At 70.2% G+C, this 23,244-nt stretch carries 19 protein-coding genes and 1 tRNA gene; 9 read left to right on the top strand and 11 right to left on the bottom strand.

Features of this window, described 5'->3' with window-relative positions; translation table 11 throughout:
* Positions 1-30: 30 nt before the first annotated feature.
* The 5 genes from ACCP09_RS28070 to ACCP09_RS28050 all read right to left on the bottom strand — a co-directional run bounded on the left by ACCP09_RS28070 (position 31) and on the right by ACCP09_RS28050 (position 5,057).
* A complete protein-coding gene (locus ACCP09_RS28070) occupies positions 31-882 on the bottom strand; it encodes a S49 family peptidase (protein WP_027933070.1) in 852 nt (283 codons plus the stop codon).
* Positions 879-2,162, bottom strand: coding sequence for a sensor histidine kinase (locus ACCP09_RS28065; protein ID WP_026153683.1), 1,284 nt, complete (start codon positions 2,160-2,162; stop codon positions 879-881). The genes ACCP09_RS28070 and ACCP09_RS28065 overlap by 4 nt, the downstream gene beginning before the upstream one ends.
* Before the next feature lie 78 nt (positions 2,163-2,240).
* Complete coding sequence (locus ACCP09_RS28060; RefSeq protein ID WP_027933071.1) at positions 2,241-3,092, bottom strand: Fpg/Nei family DNA glycosylase; 852 nt, start codon at positions 3,090-3,092, stop codon at positions 2,241-2,243.
* A gap of 2 nt (positions 3,093-3,094) precedes the next feature.
* Complete coding sequence (locus tag ACCP09_RS28055) at positions 3,095-3,535, bottom strand: hypothetical protein (protein ID WP_017986108.1); 441 nt, start codon at positions 3,533-3,535, stop codon at positions 3,095-3,097.
* Positions 3,536-3,620: 85 nt separating this feature from the next.
* Positions 3,621-5,057, bottom strand: a complete 1,437-nt coding sequence (locus ACCP09_RS28050; protein ID WP_433751581.1) for a sigma-70 family RNA polymerase sigma factor — start codon at positions 5,055-5,057, stop codon at positions 3,621-3,623.
* A 228-nt stretch (positions 5,058-5,285) separates the two neighbouring features.
* Here ACCP09_RS28050 and ACCP09_RS28045 point away from each other — a divergent pair.
* A tRNA-Gly gene (locus ACCP09_RS28045) sits at positions 5,286-5,358 on the top strand.
* Between the two features lie 458 nt (positions 5,359-5,816).
* Here ACCP09_RS28045 and ACCP09_RS28040 read toward each other — a convergent pair.
* The 6 genes from ACCP09_RS28040 to ACCP09_RS28015 all read right to left on the bottom strand — a co-directional run bounded on the left by ACCP09_RS28040 (position 5,817) and on the right by ACCP09_RS28015 (position 13,802).
* Positions 5,817-8,144, bottom strand: a complete 2,328-nt coding sequence (locus ACCP09_RS28040) for an oxidoreductase (RefSeq protein ID WP_433751579.1) — start codon at positions 8,142-8,144, stop codon at positions 5,817-5,819.
* A gap of 79 nt (positions 8,145-8,223) precedes the next feature.
* On the bottom strand, positions 8,224-9,477 hold the full coding sequence (locus ACCP09_RS28035) for a hypothetical protein (protein WP_433751577.1): 1,254 nt from the start codon (positions 9,475-9,477) through the stop codon (positions 8,224-8,226).
* Positions 9,478-9,545: 68 nt separating this feature from the next.
* On the bottom strand, positions 9,546-10,325 hold the full coding sequence (locus tag ACCP09_RS28030) for an amino acid ABC transporter ATP-binding protein (RefSeq protein WP_433751575.1): 780 nt from the start codon (positions 10,323-10,325) through the stop codon (positions 9,546-9,548).
* Positions 10,322-11,263 (bottom strand): amino acid ABC transporter permease, encoded by a 942-nt coding sequence (locus ACCP09_RS28025; protein WP_400983446.1) that lies wholly within the window; start codon positions 11,261-11,263, stop codon positions 10,322-10,324. Before ACCP09_RS28025 ends, ACCP09_RS28030 begins: the two co-directional genes overlap by 4 nt.
* On the bottom strand, positions 11,263-12,201 hold the full coding sequence (locus ACCP09_RS28020; RefSeq protein ID WP_433751572.1) for an ABC transporter substrate-binding protein: 939 nt from the start codon (positions 12,199-12,201) through the stop codon (positions 11,263-11,265). Before ACCP09_RS28020 ends, ACCP09_RS28025 begins: the two co-directional genes overlap by 1 nt.
* Before the next feature lie 173 nt (positions 12,202-12,374).
* Entirely contained in the window at positions 12,375-13,802 is a 1,428-nt protein-coding gene (locus ACCP09_RS28015) for a M20/M25/M40 family metallo-hydrolase (RefSeq protein WP_123684299.1), read from the bottom strand.
* 154 nt (positions 13,803-13,956) lie between these two features.
* Between ACCP09_RS28015 and ACCP09_RS28010 the strand changes: the two genes are divergently transcribed.
* The 8 genes from ACCP09_RS28010 to ACCP09_RS27975 all read left to right on the top strand — a co-directional run bounded on the left by ACCP09_RS28010 (position 13,957) and on the right by ACCP09_RS27975 (position 23,241).
* On the top strand, positions 13,957-14,748 hold the full coding sequence (locus ACCP09_RS28010; protein ID WP_433751595.1) for an ABC transporter ATP-binding protein: 792 nt from the start codon (positions 13,957-13,959) through the stop codon (positions 14,746-14,748).
* Positions 14,736-15,560: an ABC transporter ATP-binding protein gene (locus ACCP09_RS28005; RefSeq protein WP_017986099.1), complete on the top strand. Its 825-nt coding sequence runs from the start codon at positions 14,736-14,738 to the stop codon at positions 15,558-15,560. Before ACCP09_RS28010 ends, ACCP09_RS28005 begins: the two co-directional genes overlap by 13 nt.
* Positions 15,557-17,368 (top strand): AMP-dependent synthetase/ligase, encoded by a 1,812-nt coding sequence (locus tag ACCP09_RS28000; RefSeq protein ID WP_433751570.1) that lies wholly within the window; start codon positions 15,557-15,559, stop codon positions 17,366-17,368. Before ACCP09_RS28005 ends, ACCP09_RS28000 begins: the two co-directional genes overlap by 4 nt.
* On the top strand, positions 17,365-18,261 hold the full coding sequence (locus ACCP09_RS27995; protein ID WP_433751568.1) for a branched-chain amino acid ABC transporter permease: 897 nt from the start codon (positions 17,365-17,367) through the stop codon (positions 18,259-18,261). The genes ACCP09_RS28000 and ACCP09_RS27995 overlap by 4 nt, the downstream gene beginning before the upstream one ends.
* Positions 18,261-19,358 (top strand): branched-chain amino acid ABC transporter permease, encoded by a 1,098-nt coding sequence (locus ACCP09_RS27990; protein WP_027933082.1) that lies wholly within the window; start codon positions 18,261-18,263, stop codon positions 19,356-19,358. Before ACCP09_RS27995 ends, ACCP09_RS27990 begins: the two co-directional genes overlap by 1 nt.
* 14 nt (positions 19,359-19,372) lie before the next feature.
* Positions 19,373-20,647: an ABC transporter substrate-binding protein gene (locus ACCP09_RS27985; RefSeq protein WP_027933083.1), complete on the top strand. Its 1,275-nt coding sequence runs from the start codon at positions 19,373-19,375 to the stop codon at positions 20,645-20,647.
* 357 nt (positions 20,648-21,004) lie between these two features.
* Positions 21,005-22,213 (top strand): pyruvate dehydrogenase (acetyl-transferring) E1 component subunit alpha, encoded by a 1,209-nt coding sequence (gene pdhA / locus ACCP09_RS27980; protein WP_431903516.1) that lies wholly within the window; start codon positions 21,005-21,007, stop codon positions 22,211-22,213.
* Positions 22,213-23,241 carry an alpha-ketoacid dehydrogenase subunit beta gene (locus ACCP09_RS27975; RefSeq protein WP_027933085.1) on the top strand — a complete coding sequence of 343 codons (1,029 nt, stop codon included), beginning with the start codon at positions 22,213-22,215 and terminating at the stop codon, positions 23,239-23,241. The genes pdhA and ACCP09_RS27975 overlap by 1 nt, the downstream gene beginning before the upstream one ends.
* Positions 23,242-23,244 lie beyond the last annotated feature (3 nt).

The following is a 23,244-nucleotide window of genomic DNA, read 5'->3' as shown; positions in this document are numbered from 1 at the left end:
GATGTCCATACCGCTTGCGGGCGAGCGCTTTCAAATCCCGTAGCGTGACCAAGCAACTCGCTGTGCGACCGCGTCCAGGAGCGCCTGGGCGGCTGCCGGCGCGCCGATCCCCAGGCGGGCGAGCAGCGGCTTCTTCGGCTCGGCGATCGTGATTTCGGCGTCCGGCCAGCGCTGCTCGACGACCTCCCGCAGGTTGCCGATCCCGTCGACCAGGCCCAGCTCGACGGCCTTCGCGCCGAGCCAGACGTCGCCGGTGAACAGCTCCTCGGTGTCGGCGAGCCGGTCGCCGCGGCGTTCCTTCACCCACTCCACGAACATCTCGTGCAACTGTGCGTGCATCTTCTTCAGCCACTCGACGTCCTCCGGCTTCTCCGGGGCGAACGGGTCGAGCCGCTTCTTGTTCTCACCCGCGGTGTGCACGCGCCGCTCGATGCCGAAGCGCTCCAGCAGACCGGTGAACCCGAACCCGCCGCTGATCACGCCGATGGAACCGACCATCGACGTGCGGTGGGCGTAGATCTCGTCCGCCGCGCACGCCAGCCAGTAACCGCCGGAGGCCGCGACGTCCTCGCAGAACGCGATCACCGGCACGCCCGGCTTCTTCGCGGCGAGCTGCCGGATCCGCTCCGCGACCAGTCCGGACTGGGTCGGCGCGCCGCCCGGCGAGTTGATCAGCAACGCGACCGCCTTGAGCCGGTCGTGATCGAACGCGCGGGTCAGCGCGGACTCGACGGCCGCGAGGTTGATGGTGCCGCGCGCCAGCGGCGAGGGCGTCGGCGTGATCACCCCGTGCAGCTTGACGACGGCCACCACGTCCTTGCGGTCGCCCCGGTCGCCGATGCGCGAAATCCTGCTGCTCAGCCTGTCCGTCACGCTGGTCATGGCGCCAGGTTACGGACTCCGTCCGGTTTGTGCAGACGGCCGTTGCGGGCCGGCTCCGGCGGCGCCTCCGCGTAGTCCGGCAGGTCGGTGCGCACGCCGGGCGCGAACTTCGGCACCCGCAGCGTCACCTTCATCCCGGCACCCGGGGCGGTCTCGACCATCAGCGCGTACTCGTCGCCGAACAACTGCCGCATGCGCGCGTTGATGTTGCCCAGCCCGACGTGCGCGCCGGTGCGGTGCGAGTTGCGCAGGTCGGCCAGCCGCGCCGGGTCCATGCCGATGCCGTCGTCCTCGACGCTGATCAGCGCCTCGGTGCCGTAGTCGGACGCGGTGACGGTGACCATGCCGCCGGTCGGCTTGTTCGCGAGACCGTGCTGCACCGCGTTCTCCACGAGCGGCTGGATGATCAGGAACGGCACCACGACCGACAGCACCTCGGGCGCGATCTTCAGCCGCACCTCGAGACGGCCGCCGAAGCGGGCCCGCTCGATCGTCAGGTAGCGGTCGATGTTGCGCAGCTCGTCCGCGAGCGTGGTGAACATGCCGGAGGTGCGGAACGAGTAACGCGTGAAGTCGGCGAACTCCTGCAGCAGCTCGCGCGCCTCCTCCGGATCGGTGCGGATGAGCGCGGAGATCGTGTTGAGCGCGTTGTAGATGAAGTGCGGCGAGATCTGCGCCCGCAGTGCCTTGATCTCGGCCTGCTGCAACTGGTGCTTGGACTCCTCGAAGCGGGCCAGCTCGAACTGGGTGGTGACGAACTGCGCGACCGCGTCCGCCATCTGGATCAGGCGTTTGCCGGAGCTGCGGCCCACCACGATGAGCGCGGCCTCGACCTCGTCCTCCACCAGCAGCGGCACGATCACCGCGGTCTTCATCTTGCAGGTGCCGCGGTGGTCGCACGGGACGTCGTCGTGCGAGACGACCTCCCGGCGCGCCTTGCGGATGGACATCATCACGGCGCTGCTCAGGTCGAGGTAGTGGTCGTTGGCCTCGCCGTCCCAGGACACCAGCGTGCCCTCGTTGTCGGTGATGCCGACGGCGACGCACTTGAGCAGTTCGAGCAGCTGCGAGGTGATCCGGTCGGCGCTGGCCTGGTCGAAACCCTCGCGGAGATCCGGTGTCGCGCGGGACATGTGGTAGACGGCCTCGAGCACCGCGTCCTCGATCGAGCTGCTCGGCTTGCGGGTCCGCGCCAGCACGACGATCAGGACGATCAGCAGCACACCCGCCACGCTCCACGGGATGATTTGCGAGATCGGCAGACCGGACACGGCGTCAATGCTCTGCGCTCGTGACGCCGGGTGCAAGCTCTTCAGCACACTTTCTGTGCTGACTTCGCCACCCTGCGGGGTGAGAGGCTACTTCAGCAGGCGCGACAGGCGACGGTCCGCGAGCGGCTTGCCGCCCGTCTGGCAGGTCGGGCAGTACTGGAAGGACTTGTCGGCGAAGGAAACCTCACGCACCGTGTCCCCGCACACCGGGCAGGGCAGGCCGGTCCGCGCGTGTACCCGGAGGCCGGACCGCTTCTCGCCCTTGAGGCGGGCCGCGTCCTGGCCCACCGAGCGCTCCACCGCGCTCGTCAGGATTTCGTGCACCGCCTCGGCGAGCCGGTCCAGCGCGTCGTCGGACAGCTTGCCCGCGGTCGCGAACGGGGACAGCCGCGCGGCGTGCAGGATCTCGTCCGAGTACGCGTTGCCGATGCCGGCGATCAGCGACTGGTCCGTCAGCGCCCACTTGAGCCGCTCGGTCCGGCCCGCCAGCAGCTCGCCCAGCGAATCCCGGTGCAGCGACAGGGCGTCCGGGCCGAGCCGGGCGATGCTGGGCACCTCCTGCGGGTCCCGCACGACCCACACCGCGAGGCCCTTTTTCGTGCCCGCCTCGGTCAGGTCGAAGCCGCGGTCTCCGAAGTGGACCCGCAGTGCGATCGGCCCCTTGCCCGGCTTCGGCGGCGCCGGCGAGAGGTTGTCCGCCCAGCGCAGCCAGCCGGCACGCGCCAGGTGCACCACCAGGTGCAGGCCGTCGCAGTCGAGGTCGAGGTGCTTGCCGAACCGGCCCGCGCCCGTCACCTCGCGCCCGTGCAGGTCGGTGTAGGGCGGGTCGAACGTCTTCAGCACGGCCAGCGACGCCACGTCGACGCGGCTGACCAGCCGCCCCACCGCGTGCTCACGCAGGTGATACGCCAGCGCTTCGACCTCGGGCAGCTCCGGCATCGCTACTCCATCGGCCGCAGCGGGCCCTCGAAGTCCGGGCCCGCCTCCCGCTGGATGGTCTTCGCGAGCCTGGTCAGCTCGCTGCGCACGCGGAACATGCCGGAGATGATCCCGACCCAGCGCTCCGGCGGCGGCTCGCCGGTGACGCCGCCGTCGGTCTCCGCGACAACCGTCCACGGCCGGTTCAGCACCCACCGCAGCGGGAAGAACACCACGATCAGCAGCAGGCCGTAGATCACCCACGGCGGCACCACGACCGTGTCGGGCAGCCAGGCGACGAGGATGACGGCCAGCAGGACGCACACGGCGAGCATCGCGATGCCCGAGGTGTAGCTGCCGGAGATGTCCCGCTCGAAGTCCTCGGCGGTTGCCGGGCGGCGCCATTCCATCTGCGCCCGGACGACCCACTCGCGGCCGTCGCCTCCCCGCACCACGCGGTTCATCTTTCGCTGCCTCCCGCTACGGTCGTTCGCCCGTCCAACCGTAGCGTGGTCGCGGCCCGCCGCGCGAGACGCGGACAGAGATCGACTACTCGGATGACCCCTGGCCGGAGTGCCCGTGGTCCCGGTCCCGCCACAGCCACCACGGCGCGGACCAGGACGGCGGCCCGTGCGACTCGGCCTGCGTCGGCTTGTCCTTGTCCCGGCCCCAGCCCTTGCCCGGCTTGTCCCGCGTCGGCGAGTCCTCGCTCGACAAGGGCGTCGCGTCCGTCGTCGGCAGGTCGTCGCGCGCGCTGCCGCGGGACGACGACTGCGTCGGTTCGACCTGGTCCGACCGCTCGCCGCCGGTGCTCGGACCGTCGGTGCGCGGCTCCTGCCGCGCGGGCGGCTCGGCCACCTCGACCGACTTCGCGGGCGGCTGCGACTTCGCCACGACCGTGCTCGGCAGCGGCGCGCCGGGGTAGGGCAGCGTCACCTCGTCGGGCGCGATCAGCACCTGCGGCGGCGGGCTCAGCCGCGACTCCGGCTCGGCGATCCGCAACTCGACCCCGCCCTGCTCGGGCAGGCCGATCGGCTGCGAGTCGTCGACCATCGCCGGGCCCACCGCGAACCCGACCACACCCGCGGCCGTGGTCGACGCCAGCGCCACCCCGATCTTCAGCTTCGACACCAGCATGGTCTTCAACGTGGTCAGCACGCCCGACGTCGCGCCGCCACCCGCGGCCGTGCCCGCGGCAACGGCGGTGGCCGGCACCAGCAGCGCCACCACACCAGCGTGCGCCCGCAGCGACGAGCAGACGTCCCGCAGCTCCGCGTGCATCGCCCGGCAGGACGCGCACCCCAGCAGGTGACCGCGGATCCGCCGCGCCTCCGCACCGGTGACGCTGCCCGCGGTGTAGCCACCGAGCTTCTCGATCACCCCGCGGCAACTGACGTCGGAAATCCGGTTCATCGCCAGGTGCGCCTGCAGGTACGCGGCACGCAGACCCTGCCGGGCCCGCCGCGCCAGCGCCGCCGTCGCGTTCGCGCTCAACCCGAAGTGCGGCGCCACCACGGCGGGCTGCTCACCCTCGACCTCGGTCTGCCACAACACGGTCCGCCAGCGCTCCGGCAAACTGGTGAACGCCGTGGTGATCAAGCTGTGCTCTGCGGTGCGGGCATGCGCGTCGGCACCCGCCCCCGCGCGGTGGGTCAGCTCATCGTCGCTGACCGGCACATCACGGCGCGCGCCGTGCCACTCCCACGACACCCGGCGCGCCACCGTCAGCAAGTACGCGCGGATGTGCTCCTTCGGGCCGTTCCCGCGGCGCAACGCCTGCAACACGCGGAAGAACGTCTCGGCGGTGATGTCCTCCGCCTCGGACGAATCTGCGGCCAGGCTACGGGCCAGCCTGCGGACGGCGGAAGCGTGCAGCTCGAACAACTCGCGGAACGCGGCATCCTCACCGGAACGGAGCCTGCTCAACAGAGCCTGCTCGTCCTCCGATGCCATGCGCTGTTCCGGCACCGCCGCGTCGTCCGTCATGCGGCCAGCCACCTCCTCCCCCGCGGGACTAACCCGTTCGGTCGAATGGAGACACCATACGGAGCGAAACGCTCGCCGTCACCCCTTGTACTCCCGGAGTGACCGAGTTCCCTCCGACAGGGCGACGCACACCTCGCAGCCACCCAAGATCACCCCAAAATGGCCACCCCGTCAACCCGGCGAATCGCACCCGTATAGACTGTGCATCGCACCGGTGAACCGGGGCACGCGGACGTAGCGCAGCTGGTAGCGCATCACCTTGCCAAGGTGAGGGTCGCGGGTTCGAATCCCGTCGTCCGCTCGTAGCTGGGCGACCCCTGCTCGCGCTTTGCGCTTCGCCGGGGCTACTCGCCATTGCATTGGGGGTCGACCCCCAAACCCCCGCCAGGGAGGGCTTCGCCCCCCTGGACCCCCCTCCCGGTGCCGGAACCGTGCGATTGTCGCCATCGGGCGGCTCGCGGCCACGGTGAGCTGCGGGTTTTGCCTCCCCTTGGCTGCTCATCATCGCGTCGGGAGATGACCCATCCCGCCGCCAGGGGGCTTCGCCCCCCTGGACCCCTCCCGGTGCCGGAACCGTGCGATTGTCGCCATCGGGTGGCTCGCGGCCATGGTGAGCTGCGGGTTTTGCCTCCTCTCGGTTGCTCATCATCGCGTCGGGAGATGACCCATCCCGCCGCCAGGGGGCTTCGCCCCCCTGGACCCCTCCCGGTGCCGGATGGTCTGTTCTCGCGCGTCGGATTTCACCCGATTGTGTGGCTGTCAGGTCTCTCGGCGGATCATTCGGCCGGCTCCGGCGGCGACCGTGGTGGCCAGGACCCAGCCCATCGCGGTGAAGCCGTTCGACACCCACTTGTCCAAGTCGTGCATGTACCAGCGGCCCTTGTTACCGAAATCGACGATCGGCACCAGCAAGTCCAGCGTGTACAGCACCGGGTTCCACTCCAGGCCCGTCTCCTGCTGGTCGACCGCGCACCGCGGCCCGCTCACCATGTACCGCACCGGGTCGTTCACACACGAATCGGTGCCCGCGCCGAAGTAGATGCTGCCCGCCGCCAGCAGCGCGATCAGCCACGCCAGCGCCCGCACCGGGCGGTAGCCGTAACCGACCATCCACCGCTGCAGCCAGCTCCACAACCGCACACCCGGCCCCAGCACCCGGTAGCCCTGCGCGAGCGCCTCGTAGCGGTACTGCTGCTTCTTGAACAGCACCGTCGACGCGTGCTCCTCGTTGCCGCTGTTGCGCAGCATCGCGGCGAGCTGGTCGTACGGACCCGGCCGGTAACCGGCCATCGCGGTGCGCAGCCGCTCGATGCGGTCCCGCACGGCGGCGTCGTCCTTCATGTCGATCGGGCGCTTCAGCACGTCGTAGCGGAAGTCCTCCAGCTCGATGCCGCCCTCGGCCTGCCAGAAGTTGTCGTTGTCCTCCAGCGTCTGGCAGTGCGCGTGCCGCAGCACGATGCTGCCGGTGGCGGGCTCGGCCAGGTTGAGCAGGAACTCGTCCGCCCCCACGTCGCTCGCGTCCAGCGCGATCGCGTGCTTGTTGTACGAGCCCAGCACCGCGCCGGTGAAGTCGATGCGGCGGCCGGCGGTGGCGCCGTCCATGTTGACGCCGCCCTCGGCGTGGAACGGCTGCTCACCGGCGCTGGTGAGCGTGATGTCGCGGCCTACCTTCACCGTGCGCAGGTCCACCGAGAAACTGGTGCGGTTGCGCACCGCCGGCTTGGTGACGTCGGTGCCGTACAGGTAGACGCTGCCGCCGACCTCGACGCCCTGCAACCGCAGCGTGCCCTCGATGGTCGCCTCGTGCAGGTGGAAGTTGCCCGCCACCGTCATCCGGCGGGCGGACAGGACGTCGCGTTCCGCGTGCCGCAGGCGCACCCGCCCGGCGAGCAGGTTCCCGCGGACCGTCACGTCGGCCATGCGCAGCTGCCCGGACGGGATCTCCAGGCCGGTCGCCTCCAGATCGCTGCTGATCTGCGAGCCGTCCAGGTGCAGCGCGCGGTCGTAGTACGGCTCGACCGAACCACGCGGCACCGTGATGCGCGCGCGGGCCAGGCGCAGGGTGCCGCCGATCTTCGCGTTGATCATGCGCAGCGTGCCGACCGCGGACAACCCGTCGGACAGCTCGACGTTGCCGTCCACCTGCCACCGGTCGCCGACCAGCGCCGGCCACGGGTCGACGTACGGGTCGCTCGACTTCCACGCCTCGACGACGATCCGGCCCTGCTGCTCGCTCTGCAACTCGGCGGCGCGCAGCACGATGTCACCGTTGACGCGCATGCTCGGCAGGTGCAGCACACCGTGCGCGGAGAACGGCTGCCGCGTGCTGGCCGCGCCGTAGTTGTCGACCTCGCACAGCAGGCTGCCGCCGATGTGCGCGCCGTTCCCGTCGAGCGCGAAGCCGTCCGGGTTGCGCAGCTTGGCGCCGGAGAAATTCACGTTGCCGCCGGTGCGCATGCCGGGGAGCCGGACCTCGCCCTCGGACTGCATGCGGTAGGCCAGCAGCGCGCCGGCGATGATCAGCCGGTCGGCCTGGATCGCGCGGCCCTGCGGGTAGTCGACCGCCGTGCGGGTGAGGACGACCGAACCTTCGACGACGGCGTCGGTCAGGTTGATCGCGGCGTCCGGCACCCCGCGCTCGCGGGTGTCGCCGCGCTGCACCGCGGTCTCGCCGTCGTCGCTGCCCGGCAGGACCTGCACGACGCAGCGGATGAGGCGGACGTCGTTGCGGCTGCGCAGGTTGCGGGCCTTGAGCCCGGGCAGCCAGCAGCGCCGGAAGACCAGCCCGAGGAGCTTGGCCTCGCGCACGTCCGGCGGGTGCTCGAAGCGGCAGTTCTCGAAGCGGAACAGGCAGTCCAGGTCCGCCCCGCGCAGGTCGAGCCGCCCGGTGATGTAAGCGTTTTCCACGGCGACGATCGGGGCGTTGCTGGCCTGCTTGCGCCAGCGCAGCAGGCCACCGCTGCCCGGTTCCAGCAGTGGTTTGAGCAACTCCTCCGCGGCGAGGTGGTAACGCCGGTCCGGCACCCCGCGGAAGGGATCCAGGGCAGGCAACTCCCGCTCCACCTGACCCGGCTGACCTACCGGCATCCGTGAATCCCCCTCCTTCACCCGCCTGCCCACAGGGCTCCGACGGTCGGGCGGGACCGTGGGTTCCCGGGCCGATGCGCTAGAAGCCTATCGCCACTTTGATGGCCGCGGCAGCAACTCCGGTACCGATCGCGGTGGCCGCGCCAAGGGCCCACTTGCCCGCCCGCTGCAGGCGGCTGAGGGTTTCCGGACCATCACCGCGCTCGGCAGCCTCCGCCGCGGCGCCCACCTCGGCGACCGCCGCGTCGTGCTCACGGGTCGTCGCCTGGCGCTTCAGCTCCAGGCGGAGGATCTCGAGCTCGCTCGCCAGGCGCGGCAGGTCCAGCCGCGCCCCTTCGCCCTGCCACAGCTGCTGGAAGGTCATGTTCTTCGCACGCGCGTTCCGGCCGACGGCGCCCGCCTGGCCCGACACCTCGTACTTGTCGCCCATCACCACCTCCATGGCAGCCTCGCGGGTCGCCGAGTCGTAGTCACCCCGGAGGTCGACCAGGAACGAGGTGTAGCGGTCGACCGCGTCCTGGTCAGTCAACTCCAGGAAGTCCTGTTCGAACAGCTCGAATTCGGTCGCGAGCACGCCCGGCAACTGGTCCGGACCGCCGACCGGCCGCGGTTGATACTCGTCGGGAACCGTCCGGTCACGGCGCACGCCGGGATCGACGGTCAGTTCGATCGTCGGCACGCCGGCTCCCACCGCGAAGCCGCTCAGGTAGCCCCGCGACTGGTCGCCGGACGCGAAGGTCACCAGTACCGATGCGGCGCGGATCTCGTCGAAGGGTGCCCAGGGCGCCGCGCCGGTCCGCTGGTCCAGCACGCCCACCTCGTAGTCGGCCTGCTGCTCGATCCAGCTCGCGGTCGCATCGACCAGCGCGTCGGGCGCGGAGCGCACCACGAGGCAGGAGCGGCGGCGCCCGAGTGGCACGTAACCGCCGGGCGGGGTGGTGGCGAGGTAGGCCTTGAGGAACCGCAGGGCCTGCCGGTGCGCGGGGGCCTGCCGCAGGAACGACCGGTAGGAGAACCGCTGCTGCGGCACGTGCGGTGACACCACGTCGTTCGGCAGCGTGTCCTCGATGAAGACGAGCACCGGGAACCGGGCCCGCACGGCCAGCCCGAGCTCGAACAGGATGTGCGGCGAGGTGCCGTCCTCGCGACGGCTCAACACGGCGATCATACCGTCGCTGGCGTTGAGGTGGCGCTGCAACTTCGCGCCGTTCACCGAGTCCGACGGCGGGTCCAGGCTGGGCACGAGGCCCTCGCTCCGCATCAGCCGGCCGAAGTAGTCCACGACGCGCGCGTCCCGCTCCCGGTAGCTGTGCGCGAAGTACATCACCGGCATGCGCGCCCCTCCCCGCGACGATCGCCCGTCTGGCTGGGACGATCGTCGCGGACGAGGGGGTGTCCGCGCTACTGCTCCTCGGCCGACTTCAGGACACGGGCCAGGAACGACCGGGTCCGCTCCTGCTGCGGGGCGCCGATCACCTGGGACGGCGGCCCCTGCTCGACCACGACGCCGCCGTCCATGAACAGGACCTTGTCGGCCACTTCACGGGCGAACTGCATCTCGTGCGTGACGACGACCATCGTCATGCCGTCCCGGGCGAGCTGCCGCATCACGCCCAGCACGTCGCCGACCAGCTCCGGGTCCAGCGCCGAGGTCGGCTCGTCGAACAGCATCAGCCTGGGCTGCATCGCGAGCGCCCGCGCGATCGCGACCCGCTGCTGCTGACCACCGGAGAGCTGCGCGGGGTAGGACCTCTCCTTGTCCGCCAGCCCCACCCGGTCGAGCAGCTCGCGAGCCCGCTCGCGGGCCGCCTGCCTGCTCTCCCGCCGCACCTGCACCGGCGCTTCCATGACGTTCTCCAGCGCCGTCATGTGCGGGAACAGGTTGAAGCGCTGGAACACCATGCCGATGTTGCGGCGCTGCTGGGCGATCTCGTTGTCGCGCAGCTCGTACAGCTTCTCGCCGCGCTGCCGGTAGCCGACGAGTTCGCCGTCCACGTAGAGCCGCCCGGCGTTGATCTTCTCCAGGTGGTTGATGCACCTCAGCAAGGTCGACTTGCCCGACCCCGACGGGCCGATGAGGCAGGCGACCTCCCGCTCCTGCACCTCGAAGTCGATGCCCTTGAGCACCTCGAGCCTGCCGAACCGCTTGTGGATGCCCTGCGCCTGCACGACCGGGGTCACCGGGCCGCACCTCCCCCGTCACCGCGGTTGCCGAAGCGGAACCCGAGCAGCCGGCTCGCCCACGTGGTCCGTTCCACCACCTGCCGCGAGGAGCCGCGGGAGAACCGGCGCTCGATCTGCATCTGCACCAGCGTCAGGATCGAGGTCATGAACAGGTACCACAGCGCGGCGACGATCAGCAGCGGGGCGATCCGGTAGTTCTGCGCGTAGATCTGCTGCGCCGACGTCATCAGCTCGAAGTACCCGATCGTCACCACCAGCGACGTCGTCTTGAGCATCGCGATGGTCTCGTTGCCGGTCGGCGGGATGATCACCCGCATCGCCTGCGGCAGGATGATCCGCCGCAGGGTCTTGGCCCGCGACATGCCGAGCGCGCTCGCCGCCTCGAGCTGACCGGCGTCGACCGACAGGATGCCGCCGCGCACGATCTCCGCCATGTAGGCGGCCTCGTTGAGGCCGAGCCCGAGGAGGGCCGCCGTGAACGGCGAGATCAGCGAGTTGGTGTCCCAGCTGACGAACTCGGGCCCGAACGGGACCCCGAGCCCGAGCCGCGGGTAGAACAACGCGAGGAAGTTCCAGAACACCAGCTGCGTGATCAGCGGCGTGCCGCGGAACAACCAGATGTAGGTCGCCGCCGCGCCCGCCGCGAGCGGGTTCGGCGACAACCGCATCACCGCGAGGACGACACCGCCGACGACGCCGATCAACATCGAGATGACGGTGAGGATCAGCGTGTTCTGCAGGCCGCGCAGGATCCGGTCGTCGAACAGGTAGTCGCCGACGACGTCCCACTGCATGTTCGCGTTGGTGACCACGCTGCGGACGACGATGGCCGCCAGGAACAGGATGACCACGCCGGCGATCCACCGGCCGTAGTGCCGCACCGGGACCGCGCGGATGTCCTCGGGCTGGGTCGTGACTTGACGTGTCTCGGTCATCAGCTCTGCGGGTTCAGCTCCGCCTTCGTGAGCGCACCGCTCGTGTTCAGGCCCCACTTGGCGAGGATCTTGGCGTAGGTGCCGTCGTCGATGAGGGCCTGCACGGCGCCCTGGATCGCCTGCGCGTAGCTGCCCTGGTCCTTCTTGATCGCGATGCCGTAGGGCGCGGCGTCATAGGGCTGGCCGACGGTTTCTACGGCGCCGCCGGTCTGCTTGACCGCGTAGTCCACGACCGGGGAGTCGGCGAGCATCGCCTGGCTGCGCTTGGTCTGGACCTGCAGGTTGACGTCGGTCTGCTGCTGGAACTGCTGCACGTTGATCGCCGGCTTGCCGGACGAGGTGCACTGCTGCGAGCGGGCGGCCAGGTCGTCGACCTGGACGGTGCCCTGCTGGACGGCGATGTTCTTGCCGCACAGGTCGTCCAGGGAGATCTTGTCCGGGTTGCCCTTCGGCACGGCCAGCGAGGTGCCGGCGCTGTAGTAGGAGACCATGTCGACGGTCTGCAGCCGCTCGGAGTTGATGGTGAACGACGACATGGCCAGCTCGTACTGGCCCGCGCCGAGACCCGCCAGGATGCCGGAGAACGCGGCGTTCTGGTACTCCGTCGTCAGCCCCAGTTTCTGCGCGATCGCGTTGCCGAGGTCGACGTCGAAACCGACCACCTTGCCCTGCTCGTCGACGAACTCGTTGGGCGCGTAGCTCTGGTCCTGGCCGACGACGATCTTGCCGTCGGCGGCGATGGCCTGCGGGACCATCGCGGCGAGTGCCGGGTCCTTCGCGACCGCGGGGATCTCCTCGGCCTGCGACGCCGCGGTCCCGCCTGCCGGCTGGGAGGTGCCTCCGGAGCCGTCGCCACCAGCGCCGCACGCCATGGTCAGCCCGGCCAGGGCGAACGCGGGCAGCAGGGCAAGCGCCTTGAAGTGTGTTGCACGTGCCACGGAGCTACTCCTAGTCACTCTTAGTAGGTCGTACCGATGAGTTCTCGCATCCTGCCATCCGAAAGGAGTATGTGCAGCATCGGCGGGGTCACGTCTTGGTGATCTGTCATCAAGGCCACTCGAACCACGCGCGGAGGGATTTCCGTGGGGGAAATGAAAAGGGCGCCGCGGGCTCAGCCCCGCGCGTGGGCGTCCAGCATGTGCGCCACCGCCTCGGTGAGCCGCTTCGCCTGTGCCAGGTGCAACCACTCGTCGGGGACGTGGGCGTTCGAGTCGGGGCCCAGCGCGCCCGTGACCAGGAACTGGGCCTCCGGGTACTTCTCGCCCAGCAGGCCCATGAACGGGATCGACCCGCCGAGCCCGACGCTGCGCCACGGGGCCCCGAAGACCTCGTCGCTGACCCGCTCCAGCGCCGAAGCCAGCCACGGCGACGGGTCGGGCGCGTTCCAGCCGTTCGCGGCCTCCATTCCGGACAGTTCGACCACCGCGCCGTAGGGCACGTCCGTGGTCAGCGCCTTCTCCACCGCGTTCAGCGCCGCCGCCGCGTCGGCCGTCGGGGGGAGGCGGAAGCTCAGCGCCAGCGTCGTGTGGTCGCGCAGGACGTTGCCCGCGTTCGCCGGCTCCGGGAAGCCCTCGGCGCCGATCACCGACAGCGTGGGCCGCCACGACTGGTTCAGCAGCAGCTCCAGCTCGTCGTCCGACACCGGGCGCATCCCCGGCATCAGCGGGAACGAACCGCTGATCGCGCCGGGGGCCACCGCGACCGTCGCGGCCGCCTCGTCGCGGCGGTTCGACGGGATGTCGACGTTCAGCTCCGCCAGCTTGATCTCGCCCGTCTCGGCGTCCTCGATGCGGTCCAGCAGCTGCCGCAGCACGCGGAACGAGCTCGGCACCACGCCGCTGGCCAGCCCCGAGTGCGCCGCCGCCTGGAGCACCCGCACCGTGACGTGCACCTGGGTCATCCCGCGCAGGCTCGTCGTCAGCCACAGCCGCTCGTAGTCGTTGCCGCCGGAGTCCAGGCACACCACGAAACTCACGCGCCCCAGCCGCTCGGACAGGTGCTCCAGGTACCGCGGCAGGTCGGGGCTGCCCGACTCCTCGCCGGTCTCCAGCAGGATCACCGATCGCGCGTGGGCGCCGCCGGCCGCGTGCACGGCCTCCAGCGCGGCCGTCGCCGCGTAGCCGGCGTACCCGTCGTCGGCCGAGCCGCGGCCGTACAGCCTGCCGTCGCGGACCACCGGGGTCCACGGGCCGAGCCCCTCCGCCCAGCCGCCGACCGGGGGCTGCTTGTCGAGGTGGCCGTAGAGCAGGACGGTGCCGCGGTCCTCCGCGCCGGGCGTCGCCGGGACGTCGACCAGCAGCACCGGGCTGCGGCCGTCGAGCCGCACCACGTCGAGCGTCGCGCCGGGCAGGCCGCGCCCGGCGATCCAGTTCTGCACGTGCCGCACGGCGGCGTCGAGGTGCCCGTTGGCGGCCCAGTCGGGGTCGAAGGCCTGCGACAGGGCGGGGATCTCCACCAGGCCGGACAGGCTCGGCAGCACCTCGCGGTCCCAGAGGCGCTGCACGGTTTCACGCACGGTCGTCTGCTCCACCCGGGCCATTCTGCCAGCCGTCGCCAGGTCACAGTTCGGCTCCGCATTGGCCGCCACCCGTGACCGCTAGCCACCTTCCGTATTCAATGTGATCTCAATCACCCACATTGGGGACAAAAAGCCCGGTTCGACGAGGAACGGAGGGCACGCCTTGTCACCACCCGTGCTGGCGGTGAACAACCTCGAAGTGGTGTACGACGACGTGGTGCTGGTCCTCCGGGGACTCAGCCTGGAGGTCCCCGACGGCGCGATCGTCACTCTGCTGGGCGCGAACGGAGCGGGCAAGACGACCCTGCTGCGGGCGATCACCGGCCTCCTCATGCCGCACCGCGGCAAGATCACCAAGGGCACGGTCCGCTTCCGCGACGAGGACATCACCGGCGCCGACCCCGCCGACGTGGTGCGCAAGGGCATCGCGCAGGTGATGGAGGGCAGGCGGATCTTCGCCGAGATCACGGTCGACGAGAACCTGCGCACCGGCGCCTACACCCGCCGCTCCCGCACCGAGGTCCGCGAGTCCTACGCCAGGGTGATGGACCTGTTCCCGGTCCTGAAAGGCCGCCGCCGCTCGATCGCCGGTTACCTCTCCGGCGGCGAGCAGCAGATGCTCGCGATCGGCCGCGCGCTCATGGCGTCGCCGAAGCTCCTGCTGCTCGACGAGCCGTCGCTCGGTCTCGCGCCCAAGCTCGTCGAGCAGGTGCGGGACATCATCGTCGAGATCAACGGCCAGGGCACCAGCGTCCTGCTGGTCGAGCAGAACGCCGTGATGGCGCTGTCGATCGCCGGGTCCGGCTACGTCGTCGAGACCGGGAAGGTCGTCAAGGACGGCCCCGCCGCCGACCTCCTCGCCGACGAGGACATCCGCGAGTTCTACCTCGGCGCCGCCCAGCACGAGGAGCGGCGCAGCTTCGCCGAAGTCAAGAGCTACCGGAGGAAGAAGCGATGGAGCGCGTGACCACCAGCGACCCCGCACCCGCCCGGGAGGACGAAGCCGGCACCGATCGCCCGATCCTCGAAGTCCGCGACCTGACCCTGCGCTTCGGCGGGGTCACGGCACTGGACGGCGTCAGCTTCGAGGTCGGCCGCGGCGAGCTGTTCGCCGTGATCGGCCCGAACGGCGCGGGAAAGACCTCGATCTTCAACTGCCTCAACGGCGTCTACCGCCCGCAGGAGGGCACCATCACGCTCGACGGCGAACGGCTGGTCGGCCGCGCGCCCGCCGCGATCGCCGCGATGGGCGTGGCCCGCACGTTCCAGAACCTCGGCCTGTTCGAGCACCTCACGCTCATCGAGAACCTGATGCTCGGCCGCCACCACCTGATGCGCACCGGTTTCGGCACCGGGATGCTCTGGTGGGGCCGCGCGAAGCGCGAGGAGGTCCGGCACCGCGCGGCCGTCGAGGAGATCGTCGAACTGCTCGAACTCGAGCCGTACCGCCGGATGCCGGCCGGGCTGCTCCCCTACGGCGTCGCGAAACGCGCCGAACTGGGCCGGGCGCTGGCGATGGAGCCGTCGCTGCTGCTGCTCGACGAGCCGGTCGCCGGCATGAACCTGGAGGAGACCGAGGACACCGCGCGTTACCTGGTCGAGGTCCGGCGCGAGCTGGGCCTGGCGATGATCCTCGTCGAGCACGACATGCGCCTGGTCATGGACCTCGCCGACCGGGTGCTCGCGCTGGACTTCGGCGTCGCGATCGCCACCGGCAAGCCGTCGGAGATCCAGAACCACCCCGCTGTGATCGAGGCCTACCTGGGCGGTGCGCGATGAGCACGGCACTGGCCGCTCCCCCGGACGTGCGGACCCTGCCCGCGCGCCTGCTCGAACACGCGCGGACGCTGGGCGACCGCACCGCGATGCGGGAGAAGCACCGCGGCCGCTGGCGCGAGTGGACCTGGTCCACCTACGCCGAACGGGTCGCCAACGTCGCCGCCGGCCTGCGGGAACTCGGCGTGGAGCCGGGCGACCGGGTGGCGATCCACGCCGAGAACCGGCCGGAGTGGGTGGTCGCCGACCTGGCCGTGCAGGGCATCGGTGCGATCAGCATGGGCGTCTACCCGACCTCGCCGGAGGCCGAGGTCGAATATCTGCTGTCGCACTCCGGCGCGAAGGTGCTGATCGCCGAGGACGAGGAGCAGCTGGACAAGGCGCTCGCGGTGCGCGGCAGGCTGCCCGACCTGCGGAGCCTGGTGGTGATGGACCCGCGCGGGGTGCGCGTGGAGGCGTTGCCGGACCTGATGACGTTCGAGCAGCTGGAACGCCCGCGGGACAACGCCTTGCGTGACTACCAGGACTCGGTGTCGCGGCTCGACCCGGACGCCACCGCGATCCTCGTCTACACCTCCGGCACCACCGGACCGCCCAAGGGCGCGATGATCTCGCATGCCAACCTGGTCGCGGCCGGGCGCACGTTCATCGACGCGCTCGGCGGCGGCCCGGACGACGAGGTGCTGTCCTACCTGCCGCTGTGCCACATCGCCGAGCGGCTCACCTCGGTGATCGACTCGGTGTGGGCCGGTTCGGTGGTCAACTTCGGCGAGGGCGGCCCGTCCTTCCTCAACGACCTGCGCGACGTGCAGCCGACCGTGTTCCTCGGCGTGCCGCGGGTGTGGGAGAAGATGCTGGCGGGCACCGAGATCCGGATGGCCGACGCCTCGCGGCTCAAGCGCGGTCTCTACCGGTTCTGGCTCAAGCAGGGCCGCCGGATCGCGCCGCGCCGGATGACCGGTCGGCTGTCGGCGGGCGACCGGATCCGCCTGTGGCTCGCGGAGTTCCTCGTTTTCCGTGCCCTGCGGGAGAAACTCGGCCTGGTCCGGGTCCGCACCGCGTTGTCCGGCGCCGCGCCGATCGCGCCGCAGGTGCTGGAATACCTGTGGGCCATCGGGGTTCCGGTGCGCGAGGGCTACGGGCAGACCGAGAACACCGCGCTGGCCACACTCACCCCGGACGGCGACGTGCGGCTCGGCGCGGTCGGCAAACCGCTGCCCGGCGTGGAGGTGCGGATCGCCGAGGACGGCGAGATCCTCACCCGCTCGGCCGGGGTTTTCCAGGGCTACTTCCGCAACCCGGAGGCCACCGCGGCGGCGGTGGACGCGGACGGCTGGCTGCACACCGGCGACGTCGGCGAGATCGACGCCGACGGGTTCCTGCGGATCACCGATCGCAAGAAGGACATCATCATCACCGCGGGCGGCAAGAACATCTCGCCGTCGGAGATCGAGAACCGGCTCAAGGTCTCGCCGTTCGTGCGCGAGGCGATCGTGATCGGGGACCGCCGCAAGTACCTCACCGCGTTGATCGGCATCGAGGCGGAGACGGTCGGCAACTGGGCGACCCGGCGCGGCCTCGCGTACACGACCTACGCCGACCTGTCGGCCAAACCCGAGGTGGTGGCGCTCGTCCAGCAGGTGGTCGACGAGACCAACCGGGAGTTCTCGCAGGTCGAGCAGATCAAGCGGGTCACCTTGATCGGCAAGGAACTCGACCACGAGGACGGCGAGCTGACCGCGACGCAGAAGGTCAAACGGCGGGCCATCGAGCTGCGGTTCGAGCACGAGATCGAGGCGATGTACCGGTGACGACGTTCCTGCAGAACTGCTTCGCCGGGCTCGCCCTCGGGTCCACCTACGCCCTGGTGGCGCTGGGTTTCGTGGTCATCTACAAGTCGACGGGGGTGATCAACTTCGCGCAGGGCGGGCTGCTCGCGCTCGGCGCCTACCTCGGGTACACCTTCGCCAACAACCTGGCGATCGCGTTCGGCGCGGCGATCCTGCTGGCGTGCGCGTCGGCGGCGCTGGTCGGCGCCGGGTTCGAGCGGATCGTGTTGCGGCGCATGGTCGGGCAGCCGCCGTTCGCGGTCATCATGATCACCATCGGCCTGCTGTTCGTGCTGGAGCCGCTGATCACCGCGATCTGGGGCTTCGACAACCTGCAGGTCACCAACCCGTGGAACATCCAGACCGTCGAAGCAGGCGGGATCGTCTTCGGCGTGCGGGACCTGTGGACGATCGGGCTGACCGCGGCGGTCGTCGTCGCGTTCTTCCTGTTCTTCCGCTTCACCTCGCTCGGCCTGGCGATGCGGGCCACCGCGTTCGACCCGGAAGCGGCGCTGGCGCAGGGGATCAGCGCACGCCGGGTGTACGCGGTCTCGTGGGCCATCGCATCGGCGCTGGCGGCGCTCGCCGGGATCACCATGGCGGCCGGGCCGGGCGGGCTCTCCCCGTCGATCGGATTCATCGCGCTCGCGGCGTTCCCGGCGATGATCCTCGGCGGCCTCGACTCGCCGGCCGGCGCGGTGCTCGGCGGCATCGTGATCGGGCTGGCCGAGGCGCTCACCCGGGGCTACCAGGACCAGCTGTTCTCCTGGGCGGGCGACAACGTGTCGATCATCGTGCCCTACCTGCTGATGATCGTGATCCTGCTGATCCGGCCGTACGGCCTGCTGGGAACCAAGGACGTACGGAGGATCTGATGCCCAAACCGCACCGCAACCTCGTCCGGGACTACGCCCAGGACCTGCGCCTGTTCGGCTCGCCGATGTCGAAGTTCGGGCTGGCGCTGATGATCGCGGCGTTCCTGGTGCTGCCGACGGTGGTGCAGGACGACTTCTGGTTGTCCGTCCTCATCTACGCCGGCATCACCGCGGTCGGCGCGATCGGCCTCAACCTGCTCACCGGCTACTGCGGGCAGATCTCGCTCGGGCACGCGTTCTTCATCGGCGCGGGCGCGTACGTGACAGCCAAGGTCGGCGGCGACTTCGGCATGCCGTTCCCGCTGTGGCTGCTCGCCGCCGCCGGGATCGGGGCCGTGCTCGGCGGGCTGATCGGGCCGTTCACGCTGCGGCTGCGCGGCCACTACCTGGCGATCGTCACGCTCGGACTGGTGTTCCTCGGCGAGCACCTGTGGCGCAACCTCGACGACCTCACCGGCGGCAACTCGGGCACGTCGGTCAACGCCGACGTCGCGATCGGGCCGGTGAACTTCGCCGACCTGACGATCTTCGGCGAGAGCTACTCGCGCAACCAGGGCTGGTTCTGGCTGGTGTGGGCGCTGGTCGGGCTCGTCGCGCTGCTGGTGAAGAACCTCGCCCGCACCCGCCCGGGCCGCGCGCTGCAGGCGGTGCGCGACCGCGACCAGGCCGCCGAGGTGATCGGCGTGCGGGCGGGCCGGTACAAGATCGGCGCGTTCATGGTGTCCAGCGCGATCGCCTCGATGGCGGGCGCGCTGTTCGGGTCCTACCAGCAGTTCGTGAGCCCCGACGAGTGGAACCTGCTGCTGTCCATCCAGTACATCGCGGTGATCATCGTGGGCGGTCTGGGCACGATCTTCGGATCGGTGCTCGGCGCGCTGTTCGTCGGCGCGCTGCCCGCCCTGATCGACCGCTACAGCGACGTCATTCCCGGCGTCCAGACGAGCGTGGGCGATTCGGGGTTCATCAGTGTGTTCGCCCTCAACCAGGCCATCTTCGGGTTGCTGATCGTGCTGTTCCTGGTGCTCGAACCACGCGGGCTCGCGGGCATCTGGCTGCGCGTCAAGACCTACTTCAAGGCCTGGCCCTTCTCCTACTAGTTCAGGAGGCGTCCATGAAGAGATCGCGGATCGCGGCCGCGCTGGCCGCGGCGACGCTCGTGCTGGCCGCGTGCGGCGGCGCGGGCGACGACGAAGGCGGTGGTGGCGGCCAGGCCGGCAACCCGGGCGCCACGACCGGGTTCGACGGCACGACGATCAAGCTCGGCGTGCTGTCCCCGCTGTCCGGTCCGGTCGCGGTGATCGGGCAGCCGCTGACCTCGGGCAACGAAGTCTGGTTCCAAGCGCTCAACGAACGCGGCGGGATCGCGGGCAAGTACAAGGTGCAGCTCGTCCAGGAGGACACCCAGTACAAGCCGGACGTCGCCGTGCAGAAGTACAACAAGGTCAAGGGCGACGTCGTCGCGTTCACGCAGCTGCTGGGCACGCCGTCGACGCTGGCCGTGCTGCCGCAGCTGCGCGCGGACAAGATGCTCGCCGCGCCCGCCTCGCTGGACGCGCTGTGGGTGCGTGAGGAGAACCTGCTGCCGGTCGGCGGGCCGTACCAGGTGCAGGCGATCAACGCCATGGACCACTACCTCACCGAAGGCGGCGGCACCAAGGACTCGAAGATCTGCACGATGGTCCAGGACGACGTCTACGGCGAGGCGGGCCAGGCCGGGATCGACTTCGCGGCGAAGAGCTACGGCTTCACCGTGGCGAACACGCAGCGCTTCAAGGCGGGCACGGAGAACTACGCCGGGCAGATCGGCGCGCTCGCCGGCGCGGGCTGCCAGATGGTGTTCCTGACCGCGACCCCGACGGACGCGGCCAAGATCTGGGGCACCGCGGCGCAGGCCCGGTTCGCGCCCAAGTGGTACGGGCAGTCGCCGAGCTACACCTCGGCGTTCGCCAAGTCCGCGATCGCGCCGTACCTGCAGCAGTACGTCACGATCGTCGCCGAGGGCACCGAGTGGGGCGACAACTCCGTGCCGGGCATGGCGAAGATGGTCGCCGACAAGAATGCCTTCGCCCCGCAGCAGGAGCCGGACTACTACTTCGCCTTCGGCTACAACCAGGCCCGCGCGATGACCGCGGTGCTGGAGAAGGCGGTCGAGCTGGGCGATCTGTCCCGCGACGGCATCCTGAAAGCGTCCAGCGAACTGGGCACCGTGTCGTTCGACGGTCTCACCGGCGACTACAAGTACGGCCCGGCCGACACCCGCAACCCGCCGCGGTCGAGCACGCTGTTCAAGGTCGACCCGACGAAGCCGTTCGGGCTCGCCACTCTCAAGTACAACTTCAGTTCACAGGCGGCACAGCAGTACCAGTTCACGAAGGCCAACCTGTAACCGGGTGACGTGACGCAGGTCACCCACAGCACCGAGACGGGCCACCTCCGGAGCGTTCTCCGCGACGGAGGTGGCCCGTCCGTCACTTCCGGGCAGGTGAACGCGCGCCTCCACGGCCGACTATCGGTGGGTCGTCGGTCGGGCTTCCGAGCGTTTGCGCAGCTCAGGGCGGACTTTCCCAGCAACAAATCAGGCGCGGACCTGCACTCGCGGGGCTGGTTCGTGTCAGGATGTTCCCCGTAAGCCGTCACGGCCGACGGCTGCCGAGCGCTTCGGATCCGAAACGTCGGTGGCCGCCGGTCAGCCATCAGCGGCCGCCACAAGCGGCCTCGTGGCAGGACACCGAGGAGAACGCGCATGCCGTCCCCCGAACAGTGGACGCACCCGGAGCCCGGCGAAGGACCGGCCGCACAGGCCGCACAACCATCGCGGGAGCAGGTGATCGCCGGTTTGCGAAACACGGACGCAGGTGGCGCTGAGGTGACTCAGCTGCTCACCCCCGAAGGCGAGCGGATCGCTTCGCCGCAGTTCGACCGCTACATCTCCGACGTCGACCCGGAAGCGCTGCGCGGGCTCTACCGCGACATGGTGCTGGTCCGCCGGGCCGACCGGGAAGCCAACGCGATGCAGCGCCAGGGCCAGCTCGGCATCTGGGTCCCGCTGCTCGGCCAGGAAGCCGCGCAGGTCGGCTCCGGCCGCGCGCTCAAACCGCAGGACATGGCCTTCCCGAGCTACCGGGAACACGGCGTGGCCTACACCCGCGGCGTCGACTTCAAGGAACTGCTGGGCATCTTCCGGTGCACCGACCACGGTGGCTGGGACTTCCAGGCCCACGGCTTCCACCCGTACACCATCGTGATCGGCAACCAGGTCCTCAACGCCGCCGGCTACGCGATGGGCCAGAAGTTCGAGGGCAAGGTCGGCGACGACGACGGCGAAGCCACCATCGTCTACTTCGGCGACGGCGCCACCTCGCAGGGCGACGTGCACGAGGGTTTCGTGTGGGCCGCGGTGTACGACGCGCCGCTGGTGTTCTTCTGCCAGAACAACCAGTGGGCGATCTCCGAGCCGACCGAACGCCAGTCCCGCCTGCCGCTCTACCAGCGCGCCCGCGGGTACGGGTTCCCCGGCATCCGCGTCGACGGCAACGACGTGCTGGCCTGCCTCGCGGTGACCCGGTGGGCGCTCGAAGAATGCCGCCACGGCAACGGCCCGGTGCTGATCGAGGCGTTCACCTACCGGATGGACGCCCACACCACCACCGACGACCCGACCCGCTACCGGCTCTCCGACGAGCTCGAGGTGTGGAAGCACAAGGACCCCATCGAGCGCGTGCGGGTGCACCTGGCGCGCAGCGGGTTCGCCGACCAGGCGTGGTTCGACCAGATCCAGGTCGAGGCCGACGCGTTCGCCGCCGACCTGCGCGAGTTCTGCTTCAACATGCCCGAACCGCCGCCGGAACGCGTGTTCGCCAACGTCTACGCCGAACCGTCGCCGGTGCTAGACGCCCAGCGCGACGAGTACCTGTCCTACCTCGCCGGTTTCGTGGAAGCGGGTGAGCGCTGATGGCCGCCCCCGTCAAGTCCCCTGTGGACGGTGCCGTGCCCGCGATGCAGAAGCTGACCATCGGCAAGGCCCTGAACCTGGGCCTGCGTGCCGCGATGGAGGCCGACGACAAGGTCATCGTCCTCGGTGAGGACGTCGGCAAGCTCGGCGGCGTCTTCCGCATCACCGACGGGCTGCAGAAGGACTTCGGCGAGCAGCGCGTGCTGGACACGCCGCTGGCCGAGTCCGGCATCATCGGCACCGCGGTCGGCCTCGCCGTGCGCGGGTTCCGGCCGGTGTGCGAGATCCAGTTCGAGGGCTTCATCTTCCCCGGCTTCGACCAGATCTCCTCGCAACTGGCGAAGCTGCACTACCGGACGCAGGGCAAGGTCAAGGTCCCGGTGGTCGTGCGGGTGCCCTTCGGCGGCGGGATCGGGGCGGTCGAGCACCACTCCGAGTCGCCGGAGTCGCTGTTCGCGCACATCCCCGGGCTGAAGGTCGTGTCGTGCTCCAACCCGGCCGACGCGTACTGGATGATCCAGCAGGCCATCGACTGCGACGACCCGGTGCTGTTCTTCGAGCCCAAGCGGCTCTACCACAACGGGCAGCTCAAGTCCGAAGTGGACACCACGACGCCGCCGGGGCCGCTGTTCGCCTCGCGGGTGGTGCGCCAGGGCACCGACTGCACGCTGGTCGCCTACGGGCCGTCGGTGAAGGTGTGTCTGGACGCGGCCGAGGCCGCGGCGGAAGAGGGCCGGTCGCTGGAGGTCATCGACCTCCGCACGATCTCGCCGCTCGACCTCGCGCCGGTGTTCGAGTCGGTGCGCCGCACCGGGCGGCTGGTCGCGGTCAGCGAGGCGTCGTCGGAGTCGTCGATCACCTCGGAGATCGCCGCGCGCGTGCAGCAGGAGTGCTTCTACTCGCTGGAGGCGCCGGTGCTGCGGGCCACCGGGTTCGACACCCCGTACCCGCCGTCCAAGCTCGAGGAGCACTTCCTCCCCGACCTGGACCGGGTGCTGCACACCGTCGACCGCGCGATGGGCTGGTGAGGC

The organism is Amycolatopsis sp. 3B14 (genome assembly GCF_050958625.1).
Taxonomy (GTDB): Bacteria; Actinomycetota; Actinomycetes; order Mycobacteriales; family Pseudonocardiaceae; genus Amycolatopsis_E; species Amycolatopsis_E thermoflava.
Note: the sequence above shows the minus strand (reverse complement) of the source record. Positions and strands in the feature narration are given on the sequence as shown.

Excerpts from the sequence above, each read along its gene's own strand:
- ACCP09_RS28070 (WP_027933070.1), bottom strand. The coding sequence starts at position 882 with ATGACCAGCGTGACGGACAGGCTGAGCAGCAGGATTTCGCGCATCGGC.
- ACCP09_RS28060 (WP_027933071.1), bottom strand. The coding sequence starts at position 3,092 with ATGCCGGAGCTGCCCGAGGTCGAAGCGCTGGCGTATCACCTGCGTGAG.
- ACCP09_RS28055 (WP_017986108.1), bottom strand. The coding sequence starts at position 3,535 with ATGAACCGCGTGGTGCGGGGAGGCGACGGCCGCGAGTGGGTCGTCCGG.
- ACCP09_RS28050 (WP_433751581.1), bottom strand. The coding sequence starts at position 5,057 with ATGACGGACGACGCGGCGGTGCCGGAACAGCGCATGGCATCGGAGGAC.
- ACCP09_RS28040 (WP_433751579.1), bottom strand. The coding sequence starts at position 8,144 with ATGCCGGTAGGTCAGCCGGGTCAGGTGGAGCGGGAGTTGCCTGCCCTG.
- ACCP09_RS28035 (WP_433751577.1), bottom strand. The coding sequence starts at position 9,477 with ATGCCGGTGATGTACTTCGCGCACAGCTACCGGGAGCGGGACGCGCGC.
- ACCP09_RS28025 (WP_400983446.1), bottom strand. The coding sequence starts at position 11,263 with ATGACCGAGACACGTCAAGTCACGACCCAGCCCGAGGACATCCGCGCG.
- ACCP09_RS28015 (WP_123684299.1), bottom strand. The coding sequence starts at position 13,802 with ATGGCCCGGGTGGAGCAGACGACCGTGCGTGAAACCGTGCAGCGCCTC.
- ACCP09_RS28005 (WP_017986099.1), top strand. The coding sequence starts at position 14,736 with ATGGAGCGCGTGACCACCAGCGACCCCGCACCCGCCCGGGAGGACGAA.
- ACCP09_RS28000 (WP_433751570.1), top strand. The coding sequence starts at position 15,557 with ATGAGCACGGCACTGGCCGCTCCCCCGGACGTGCGGACCCTGCCCGCG.
- ACCP09_RS27990 (WP_027933082.1), top strand. The coding sequence starts at position 18,261 with ATGCCCAAACCGCACCGCAACCTCGTCCGGGACTACGCCCAGGACCTG.
- ACCP09_RS27985 (WP_027933083.1), top strand. The coding sequence starts at position 19,373 with ATGAAGAGATCGCGGATCGCGGCCGCGCTGGCCGCGGCGACGCTCGTG.
- pdhA (WP_431903516.1), top strand. The coding sequence starts at position 21,005 with ATGCCGTCCCCCGAACAGTGGACGCACCCGGAGCCCGGCGAAGGACCG.
- ACCP09_RS27975 (WP_027933085.1), top strand. The coding sequence starts at position 22,213 with ATGGCCGCCCCCGTCAAGTCCCCTGTGGACGGTGCCGTGCCCGCGATG.